8 protein-coding genes are annotated in these 10,519 nt (G+C 67.5%); 3 read left to right on the forward strand and 5 right to left on the reverse strand.

The window, feature by feature from the left end; all coding sequences use genetic code 11:
• A partial coding sequence (locus L995_RS18145; protein WP_047472881.1) for a LytR/AlgR family response regulator transcription factor occupies positions 1–521 on the forward strand: 521 nt, incomplete at its 5' end.
• Between the two features lie 158 nt (positions 522–679).
• On the opposite strand, the gene L995_RS18150 is transcribed toward L995_RS18145, so the two are convergent.
• Both L995_RS18150 and L995_RS18155 read right to left on the reverse strand, forming a co-directional pair.
• Complete coding sequence (locus L995_RS18150) at positions 680–2,164, reverse strand: aminotransferase class V-fold PLP-dependent enzyme (RefSeq protein WP_047472882.1); 1,485 nt, start codon at positions 2,162–2,164, stop codon at positions 680–682.
• Between the two features lie 27 nt (positions 2,165–2,191).
• Complete coding sequence (locus tag L995_RS18155; protein WP_016445807.1) at positions 2,192–2,662, reverse strand: Rid family detoxifying hydrolase; 471 nt, start codon at positions 2,660–2,662, stop codon at positions 2,192–2,194.
• A 638-nt stretch (positions 2,663–3,300) separates the two neighbouring features.
• Here L995_RS18155 and L995_RS18160 point away from each other — a divergent pair.
• Positions 3,301–4,713, forward strand: coding sequence for a cache domain-containing protein (locus L995_RS18160; protein ID WP_016445806.1), 1,413 nt, complete (start codon positions 3,301–3,303; stop codon positions 4,711–4,713).
• The gene (locus L995_RS18165) at positions 4,710–5,372 is read left to right on the forward strand and encodes a response regulator (protein WP_047472883.1); all 663 of its coding nucleotides are present in this window, start codon (positions 4,710–4,712) and stop codon (positions 5,370–5,372) included. Before L995_RS18160 ends, L995_RS18165 begins: the two co-directional genes overlap by 4 nt.
• A gap of 17 nt (positions 5,373–5,389) precedes the next feature.
• Here the strand turns inward: L995_RS18165 and L995_RS18170 are convergent, their stop codons facing one another.
• From L995_RS18170 to polA, 3 genes are all read right to left on the reverse strand, one after another.
• A complete protein-coding gene (locus L995_RS18170; protein WP_016445804.1) occupies positions 5,390–6,223 on the reverse strand; it encodes a ZIP family metal transporter in 834 nt (277 codons plus the stop codon).
• Positions 6,224–6,526: 303 nt separating this feature from the next.
• A complete protein-coding gene (locus tag L995_RS18175) occupies positions 6,527–7,423 on the reverse strand; it encodes a dienelactone hydrolase family protein (RefSeq protein WP_047472884.1) in 897 nt (298 codons plus the stop codon).
• Positions 7,424–7,480: 57 nt separating this feature from the next.
• Complete coding sequence (gene polA / locus L995_RS18180; protein ID WP_016451119.1) at positions 7,481–10,324, reverse strand: DNA polymerase I; 2,844 nt, start codon at positions 10,322–10,324, stop codon at positions 7,481–7,483.
• Between the last annotated feature and the right edge of the window lie 195 nt (positions 10,325–10,519).

The following is a 10,519-nucleotide window of genomic DNA, read 5'->3' on the forward strand; positions in this document are numbered from 1 at the left end:
CCGCGTCTGCCGTGGTCTTCGTCACCGCCCATGCCGGCCACGCGGTCGAGGCCTTCGACCTGGATGCTGCCGACTACCTGACCAAGCCCGTGCGCCGCGAACGCCTGCAGCAGGCCCTGGCCAAGGCCGCGCGCACGGCCGCGCACCAGACGGCCGAACGCGACGGCGGCCCCGTGCTGCTGATACAGGACCGGGGCGCCACCGTGCGCCTGCCCCTGTCGGAGGTGCTCTACCTCAAGGCCGAACAGAAATACGTGACCGTGCGCACCGTGGGCCGCAGCTACATCCTCGACGGCGCCCTGGCCGACCTGGAGGCCCGCCACGCTGACCACCTGCTGCGCGTGCACCGCAACGCCCTCGTGGCACGCAGCGCCCTGCGCAGCCTGGAGCGCCACGACGACCCCACCGAAGGCGAAGGCTGGGCCCTGCGCCTGCACGGCATCCCCGAACTGCTCATGGTCTCGCGCCGCCAGCTCCCCCAGGTCCGCGCCGCCATCCGCGACGAAGGACAGCCCGGCTGAGGCGCAGGGCTCAAGGAGCCCGGCCCAAGACAGCCCCCCGCGTCAGAAAGCACGCCCGCAACACAAGCATGGCCCAACGCGAGGGACACCGAGCAAGGGCCGCCCCGCAGCGAGGGTGTCGTCCCCCTCGGGGGGAAGGCGCGCAGCGCCTCAGGGGGCTACATTTTTCTAGACAGATCCCACATCGCATCCACCAGCAGATCGATGTCCCGCGCGTCATGCCACAGGTGCGTGGACACGCGCACGCCGTAGTGGTCTGCCGCCGCGCCGATCACGGGGAAGTTGGAGTTGCGGATCACGAAGCCCTGCGGATAGTCGCTGAGCATGCGCGCCACGAAGGTCGAGGACTTGGTCCCGTTCATCACGTCGTCCTTGTTCTGGAACGGGTTGAAGCAGGTCAGCGCCGACAGCAGCTTGGGATCGTCCTTGGGCGAGTACAGCGAGTCCACGCCCCAGCGCTCGACGATCTTTTCCTTGAGGTAGGACGACAGCGTCAGGTCATAGGTCTCGATCTTCTTGCGACCGATGCTGTCCCACTGCGCGCAGGCCTGGGCCAGCGCCATGAACATGGGCGTGTGCACGCTGCCGCAGGAGGTGACCGAGGCGGCGATGTCGTAGGTCTCCTTGGCCGTGGTCGTGCGCTCCAGCGCCGGGTAGGCGCTGGTGTGCACCGGGTACCACTTGGGCAGGGGCAGCGGGTTGGAGGCGCGGATCTTGTTGCGGATGATGAGGATGCCCGTGGAGCCCGGGCCGCACTGCCACTTGTGGCCCGCGCCCGACATGAAGTCCATGCCCAGCTCCGCATAGTTGTAGGCCATCATGCCCGGCAGGTGGGCGCCGTCCACGATGCTGATCAGGCCGTGCGCCTTGACCACGCCCATCAGGTCGGCAATGGGCAGCATGGTGCCGGTCTTGTAGGTGGGAGAGGACCACATCATGGCGCGCACGCGCTTGCCCTGGGCCTTGAGCGCGCGGATGCGCTCGTCGAACAGGTTCACGTAGGTGGCGGCCGTCTGGTTGTTGCCCACGGGCAGCGCAATGCGCGAGACCTCGATGCCGTAGCGGTCCTGGGCGATCTTCAGCGGCGTGTCGCCGCCGCCGTGCTCGTGGTTGGTGGTCACCACCACGTCGCCACGCTGCCAGTCGATGCCCAGGATGGCGTGGCACATGCCCGAGGAGGTGTTGGCCGAGAAGGCCAGTTCGTCGGCATCCACGCCAAAGCCCGGCGCCACCTGCTTGCGCAGGTCCAGCAGGTTGCTGTAGCCGTTGCCCGAGTCGGCGGCCTTCTTGCGGTTTTCGGTATCGAACACATCGAGCACCAGCTTGGGCATGGAGCCCGCCGTGCCGATGTTCATGTAGGTCTTCTCGGGCTTGAGGATGAACATGCTCTGCACGTCGGTCCAGAAGGCCTCGTCACGCATGAGCTGCTCGCGCAGCGCAGCGGCCGAGGTCTGGGCATTGCCGCTGCCGCAGGCAGCCAGCAGTGGGCCCAGCGTGGCTGCGCCGGTGCCGTAGCCCAGCATGCGCAGGAAGTCGCGGCGCTTGGAAGTCCAGCGCGCGGGATAGCCGGATTCGCCGGCGGCCGCAGTGGCGGTCAGGGATGCGGCCTGCTCGGCCGCGATCTGGGGGTGTCGTGCGTTCATGCGGTCCTCCTGTCGTTGCGCAAGCGGTCAGCGGCGGCCGACGATGGCCGAGATTTCGATCTTCACATCGCGCGGCAGGCGCGCCACCTCCACCGTGGCCCGAGCGGGGGCGCCGGTCTTGAAGTACTCGCCATAGACCTTGTTCATGGCGGCGAACTCGTTGAGGTCCTTCATGAAGACCGAGGTGGACAGCACATCCTCATAGCCCAGTCCCTGGGACTTGAGCTTGGCGCCGATGTGGTCCAGCACGGCGCGCGTCTGCTCCTCGATGGTCGTGCCCTGGATGGCCGTGCCCTGCGCGTTCAGCGGCAGCACGCCCGAGAAGTAGATCGTGTTGCCATGCGCCACCATCTGCGAATACGGGCCGATGGCCGGATAGATCTGCGTGGTGGACAGCACCTCGCGCTTGTGGGGCGCGGCGCAGCCCGCCAGCGTCGCTACCGCCGCCGCCACACCGCATGCCAGCGCCACGCGCCGCAGGTTCGATCGAATATCCATGGTATTGCCTTTCTGAAACAAGAATACAAACTGCCACTGCCGTGCCGCGCATTACTGCAACGGCGCCCCGGAAACACTTCGTCACCATTTAATTGGGTCATCGAAGGCGACATGAATCATTGACACAAAATGATTCGAATCAGTGATTTCACGGAGAAATTCTAGGCAGGGATCTGGAGCATTCGATAATGAATTTTCCCCTACGCACCACTACGCAGGACCGCTTGCGCAGTGCTACGCAGCAGGATAACTCTCTTCTGAAACAACGGCTTGGCACGGAACCTGCTCAACCGTAGCCAGGCATGTCAGACAGATGAGGGACGGCGCACCACAATACGGCAAAACCATTATTCAAGACCCCAAAAAGGGGACAACGCACCAAGAAAATGCATATCGGATTCCCTATGTCAATGGGATATTCTTTCGTGCGCGAAATATATTATCCATGGCATTTTCCTTGGGATATTCAAATTCCTTTTCCTGCGCGCGTGGATATGCAGCGCGCACAGGCTATTGGCAGATACGACGCCCGCCATTCAAGGTCCGCTGCCGGGCCCCGGCGCCATGCGCGCAAGCCCTGTTGACAAGGTCCGTGCACTGGGCGGAAAAGATCGTCGGTGCACCCCACACAGGCTCCCATGCAACTTCCGCTGAAACTTGCGCTTCTGTCGATTGCCGCCATCGCGCTGGCCCTGGGCCTGGTCGCGGTGACCGTGCAACACCAGACACTGGAGCTGGCCCGCCAGGAACGAGAGCTGGTCGAGACCGCCTACCTGCACAGCAAGGAGACCGAGCTGCGGCACTACGTGCAGCTGGCGACCACGGCGCTGGCACGCATCCAGTCCAGCGGCGAGGAGCCATCCGTGCAGCGGCGCCAGGCGCTGGATACGCTGGCGCGCATGCAGTTCGGCGAGGACGGCTACTTCTTTGTCTACGACGAACACGGCAACGTGCTGCTGGATGCGCGGCAGATGGGCCTGTCGGGCGTGGACCTGTGCGATCCCAACAGCCCGGGCGGCGCAGGGCCCGCCAGGATCATCCTGGATGCCGCGCGCAGCGGCGGCGGCCTGGTGCGCTACCAGTGGCAAAAGCCGTCCTCGCTGCGTACCGAGGCCAAGCTCGCCTACGTGGCCACGGTCCCCGAATGGGGCTGGTCGCTGGGCACGGGCCTGTACCTGGACGATGTGGAGCAGGCGCTGCGCCAGATCGACGAAAGCGCCCAGGCCAATATCGCGGCCACGCGCTGGCGCATCTTCGGCATTGCGGCGCTGTGCATCGTGCTCATCGGCGTGGCGGGGCTGGCGTTCAATCTCAGCGACCACCGCGTGTCCAGCACCAAGCTGCAGCGCCTGGCCCAGCGCGTGGTGCATTCGCAGGAGGAAGAACGCACGCGCGTGGCGCGCGACCTGCATGACGGCGTGGTCCAGGTGCTGGTCTCGTCCAAGTTCCTGCTGGAGACGGCCCAGGCCCAGCTCAGGCGCCTGGCCGCACAGGACCCGGCCACGGCCCAGCGCATGGTGGACCAGGGACTGGAGCAGCTCAACCACGCGCTGGTGGAGATACGGCGCGTCTCCCACGGCCTGCGCCCCGCCCTGCTGGACGACCTGGGCCTGGCCCCGGCCCTGGCACTGATGAGCCAGCAGATGCAGGCCGAGGACGGCCTGCGCATGCAGTTCGGCTGCCGGGGCGAGACCCGCTTTCTGCCGCCCAGCCACGCCACGGCCCTGTTCCGCGTGGCCCAGGAGGCCGTGACGAATGCGCAAAACCATGCGCAGGCCACGCGCATCGACGTCAGCCTGCACTTTCAACGCCGCCGCGTGGTGCTGCAGGTCAGCGACGACGGCCAGGGCTTCGACATGCGCCGCGTGCAGCGCGACCGCCAGGGCGGCATCGGCCTGCGCAACATGCGCGAGCGCATCGAGGGCCTGGGCGGCCATCTGAGCATCAGCTCGGGCGCCCGGGGCACCCGGCTGGTCGCCGTGCTCTACCGCAGCGGCGGCATGCCGCTGTCTCCCTCACCGGAATTCGAACTCCCACAGGCCGCTGCATGAACCCCATGATCCGCATCCTCCTGGTGGACGACCACCCTCTTGTGCGCGACGGCGTGTCCATGCGCCTGCAGGCCACCGACCATATCCGTGTCGTGGGCGAGGCCGCCAGCATGGACCAGGCCGTGCCGCTGGCGCGCGAGCTGTCGCCCGACCTGGTGGTGACCGACATCCGCATGCCGGGCGCCAGCGGCATCGACCTGGCCGCGCTGTTCCGCGATCAGTTCCCCCTGGTGCGCGTGCTGGTGCTGTCCATGCACGAGGACCCCGAATACGTGCGGCGCGCCGTGGCACTGGGCGCGCGCGGCTATGTGCTCAAGGATGCGCCGGCGCAGCAGCTCATCGAGGCCATAGACCGGGTCTACGCCGGCGGCCTGTATTTCAGCCCCGGCCTGCAGCCCGTGGCCGAGGACGACGGCGCCGGTGCCGGCCCCCGGCGCGCCCTCACGCCGCGCGAGGCCAGCGTGCTGCAGTGGATCTCCGAGGGCCGCTCCAACAAGGAGATTGCGGCACTGATGGGCACCTCGGTGCGTACCGTGGAAACCCACCGGCTGCACCTGCGCCGCAAGCTGCGCATCGACGGCCATGCGGCCTTCATCAAGTACGCCGTGGACTATGCCGACCTGCTGGGCAGCACGCCCGTGCAGGCCGGTGCGGGATAGCCTGAAACGCCGCCCGCTCAGTGCGCGTGGGCCGCGCGGCTGACCACGGTGACCAGCACGATGCCCAGCATCAGCCAGCCCACCTGGGCCACGGTCTCGCGCGCGCTCAGGCGCTTTTGCAGCTGGGGAATCAGGTCGGCCAGCGCCACGTAGATGAAGCTGCTGGAGGCCACGGCCAGGAAGTACGGCAGCAGCTCCTGCAGCTGGCCGACCAGGAAATAGCCGCCAATGCCGCCCAGCGTGGTCACGGCCCCGGCCATGGACACCTTGATCAGGGCCACGCGCCGGTTGGAGCTGGACTGGCGCAGCACCACGATGTCACCCATGTGGTGTGGCACCTCGTGGGCCAGCACCGACACCGCCGCGATCAGCCCCAGGCGCATGTCGGCCATGAAGGCGGAGGCGATCAGCACGCCATCGCCGAAGCAGTGCACGCTGTCGCCGGTCAGCACCGCCCAGCCGCCGTGGCGGTGGCCATGATGGTGGCCATGGGAATGGTCATGGGCGTGGCCCTGGTGATCGTGATGCTCGTGGTGATCGTGCTCATGGGCCGGCGGCGCGCCGTGCTCATGCCCGTGGTGCCACAGCTCGGCCTTGGACAGCAGGAAAAAGAACACCAGGCCCACCAGCAGCGTGACGAACAGGTCGTGCGCGCCGGCCTCGCTCTCGAAGGCTTCGGGCAAGAGGTGCATGAAGGCCGTGGCCAGCAGCGCGCCCGCCGCCAGGCTCAACAGCCGCTGCGGCATCATGCCCGGCGAGCGGTTGCCTCCCAGCCCCATCAACAACGCGGCCACCCAGACGCTGCCAATACCGGCGGCCAGGGTGGCCAGAATGATTGCTACCAATGTCATAGCGATTTGTGCTTCAACCGTATGCCCTTGCAGGCGAAACCCGCGAATTCTCGCAGAAAGACCGGCCCCATCGCAGCCGTGGCCTGCGATCCCATGAAGGAAGCAGGCCACGGTGTCGGGCTCCCTCGGTTTCAGCCTACAGAAGCTGTCAAGCCCCCCCTGCGCGAATAAAGTTGAAAGCTAGTCAGCAATACCTTAAAAACTGGCGCGTCCTCACACCAGGGACACCGAGGAAGGGCCGCCCCGCACCGAGGGTGTCGTCCCCCTCCCGCGAAGCGAGAGAGGGGGAAGCGGCGCAGCCGCTCAGGGGGTCACCCCATGCTTATTGAACCAGGCCAGCATTTTTTGCCAACCGTCGCGCGCAGCCTGCTCGCGGTAGCTGGGCCGGTAGTCGGCATGGAAGGCGTGTGGCGCCTCCGGGTAGATCACGAACTCCGAGGCCTTGGCCGCTGCCGAGCCCTGCTTGAGCGCCTCGCGCATGCGCTCCACGGATTCCAGCGGAATGCCCGTGTCCTGCCCGCCATACAGGCCCAGCACCGGCGCCTTGAGGCTGGAGACCAGCTCCAGAGGATGGCGTGGCTGCAGCGCGGTCTTGGCGCCTTCCAGCCGGCCGTACCAGGCCACGCCGGCCTTGACCGGGCCATGGGTCGCATACAGCCAGGTGATGCGCCCGCCCCAGCAAAAGCCCGTGATGGCCACGCGCGCCGTATCGCCGCCCTGCGTGCCCGCCCATTGCACGGCGCCGTCCAGGTCGGCCATGACCTGTTCGTCGGGCACCTTGGAGACCAGCTCGCTCATGAGCTTGGCGATCTCGGTATAGGTCTTGGGATCGCCCTGGCGCGCATACAGATCGGGGGCGATGGCCAGGTAGCCGGCACGCGCCAGGCGGCGGCAGGTGTCGGCAATGTATTCGTGCACGCCGAAGATCTCGGAGATCACCAGCACCACGGGCACACTCTTCTTGCCGGCGGGCGCGGCGCGGTAGGCCGGCACCTTGAAGCCGTTCACGGTGAAATGCACCTCGCCGGCCGTCAGGCCGTCGGCCGGCGTGGAGATGGCGGTCTGCGCCATCAGCGGCGTGGCCGCGGCGGCATAGCCCAGGCCCAGGGCCGTCTGCAATGCCAGGCGCCGCGTGGGCCCCTCTTCGCTGCTGCGCCCCGGAACCAGGGCCTTCAGGTCTTGCTGCTGATCGTCACGCATGCATCTCTCCTTGGTGGTGGTTGAGAACCGGCCAAGTCTACGATGCGCGCGTGAAGCTCAATGTGCCTTGTCCCAGTTGGGGCCGACGCCCACTTCGGCGAGCAAGGGAACCTTCAGTTCCGCCACGCCGGCCATCAGGCGCGGGATCTCGGTGCGCACCCAGTCCGACTCGCCTTCGGGCAGCTCGAACACCAGTTCGTCGTGCACCTGCATGATGACGCGGACCTCGGACTGCCTGGCATCGAGCTCGGCCTGCACCGCCACCATGGCCTTCTTGATCAGGTCGGCCGCCGTGCCCTGCATGGGCGCGTTGATGGCCTGCCGTTCGGCCGCCTTCTTGCGCGGGCCGCTGCCGCCGTTGATGTCCACCAGGTACAGGCGGCGGCCGAAGACGGTTTCCACGTAGCCGTGGTCGCGCGCGAATTCCACCGTCTCGTCCATGTAGCGCTTGACGCCCGGATAGCGCTGGAAATAGCGGTCGATGTAGGCGGCGGCAGCCTTGGTCTCTATGCCCAGGTTCTTGGCCAGGCCAAAGCTGCTCATGCCGTAGATCAGCCCGAAGTTGATGACCTTGGCATAGCGGCGCTGCTCGCTGCTGACCTGCTCCAGCTCCACGTTGAAGACTTCCGATGCCGTGGCCCGGTGCACGTCGCGGCCTTCGTGGAAGGCGCGCAGCAGGGACTCGTCGCCCGACAGGTGGGCCATGATGCGCAGCTCGATCTGCGAGTAGTCGGCGCTGGCGATCACATGGCCGGGCGCGGCAATGAAGGCCTCGCGCACGCGCCGGCCTTCGGGCGTGCGGATGGGGATGTTCTGCAGGTTGGGGTCGTTGCTGGACAGGCGCCCCGTCACGGCCACGGCCTGGGCGTAGTGCGTGTGCACCCGGCCCGTGCGCGGCAGCGCCAGCTGGGCCAGCTTGTCGGTATAGGTGCCCTTGAGCTTGGACAGGCTGCGGTGCTCCAGCAGCTTGGCGGGCAGCGGATAGTCCTCGGCCAACTTCTCCAGCACCTCTTCGTCGGTGCTGCGTGCGCCGGTGGCCGTCTTCTTGACCACGGGCATGCCCAGCTTGTCGAAAAAGATTTCGCCCAGCTGCTTGGGGCTGGCCAGGTTGAAGGGCTGGCCCGCGATGTCGTAGGCCTCCTGCTCCAGCTGCACGATGCGCTGGCCCAGATCGTTGCTCTGCCTGGCCAGCGTGGCGGCATCGATGAGCACGCCGTTGCGCTCTATGCGGAACAGGGCCTCGCTGGTGGCGATCTCCAGCTCGTAGATGCCGCGCAGGCCGTCGTGCGCCTGCAGCTGCGGCCACAGCACGCGGTGGACGTCCAGGGTCTGGTCCGCATCCTCGCAGGCGTAGGCGGCAGCCTTGTCCACGGGCACCTGGGCAAAGGGGATCTGGTGGGCGCCCTTGCCGCAAAGGTCTTCGTAGCTGATGCCCGTGCGGTTGGTGTGGCGCAGCGCCAGGCTGGCCAGGCCATGCGGGCGGTGCACTTCCAGCACATAGCTTTGCAGCATGGTGTCGTGCACATAGCCGTGCACCTCGATGCCGGCATTGGCGAAGACATGGCGGTCGTACTTGACGTGCTGGCCCAGCTTGGGCCGGGCCGCATCCTCCAGCCAGGGCTTGAGGCGCTGCAGCACTTCGTCGGCCGGCAGTTGCTCGGGCGCGTCGGGGCCGGCATGGCGCAGGGGGATGTAGGCAGCGGCGCCGGGCTCCACGCTCAGCGAGATGCCGACGATCTCGGCACGCATCTCGTCCAGCGAGGTGGTTTCGGTATCCAGGGCCGTGAGTTCGGCGGCGTTGATCTTGGCCAGCCACTGGTCGAACGCTTCCCAGGTCAGCACCACGTCGTAGTCCAGCGCACGCTGCTGGGCGGTCTCGGCCTCGGCGGTGGCGTCGTCGGATTCGGCCTGCTCCTGGGCAAACATGTCGCCCGTGGACTGGTCGGCACGCGGCTTGGCCGCTGGCTTGCGGCCGGCCTTGACGGCTTGCAGCGCATCGGGCTCGGGCGCGGCACCGCCGAGCATGCGTGCCAGCCCCTTGAAGCCGTAGCGCTCATAGAACTCGCGCAGCGGCGCGGTATCGGGCTCGCGCGGCGCCAGCGCGTCGAGCACGGGCAGGGTGGGCACTTCGGCGCTCAGGTCGCAGTCGGTCTTCATGGTGACCAGCTGGCGGCTCAGTGCCAGCTGGCCCGAGGCGATGGCATCGCGCAGGTTCTGGCCAGCCACGCCCTTGATGCCGTCGGCCGCAGCGATCAGGCCGTCGAGCGAGCCGTGCTCGGCCAGCCACTTGACGGCCGTCTTGGGGCCGACCTTGGCAACGCCGGGCACGTTGTCCACGGCATCGCCGACCAGCGCCTGGTAGTCGATCATCTGCGCAGGCGGCACGCCGAACTCGGCCGTCACGCCGGCCACGTCGCGGCGCTTGCCGCTCATGGTGTCCATCACCATGATGTGGGGATCCACCAGCTGGGACAGGTCCTTGTCTCCACTGGAGATGACCACGTTCACGCCCTGGGCGGCGGCCGTCTTGGCCAGGGTGCCGATCACGTCGTCGGCCTCCACGCCCTGGATGGCCAGCACGGGCCAGCCCATCAGGCGGACCACTTCGTGGATGGGCTCGATCTGCGAGCGCAGATCGTCGGGCATGGGCGAGCGGTGCGCCTTGTATTCGGGATAGAGCGCATCGCGGAAGGTGGGGCCGCTGGCGTCGAACACGCAGACCGCGTAGTCGGCCGCCACTTCCTTGCGGATCGCCTGGAGCATGTTGATCATGCCGCGGATGGCGCCCGTGGCGGGGCTTTCCGGGTTGCCGGGCTCGGCGCGCAGATCCGGCATGGCGTGGTAGGCGCGGTAGAGGTAGCTGGAGCCGTCGATCAGCACCAGGGTCTTGGAATTGCTCATGCGCCGATTGTGCACGCGCCGGCAGGGCGACAGGGCGGGACAGGGCCCGCCGCAAGACCTACAATGGAGCCCATGCGCGCCGCTCCACTTCTCATCCTCCTGAGCCTGGCCGCCAGCCCCGTGCTGGCCCAGAACCCCACGCCTGCCCCGGCTGCCTCCACCGCCCCCGCGGCGGCGACCGCCGGGCAGACCGCG

Source organism: Delftia sp. ZNC0008 (assembly GCF_000799035.1).
GTDB classification, from domain to species: Bacteria; Pseudomonadota; Gammaproteobacteria; order Burkholderiales; family Burkholderiaceae_C; genus Comamonas; species Comamonas tsuruhatensis.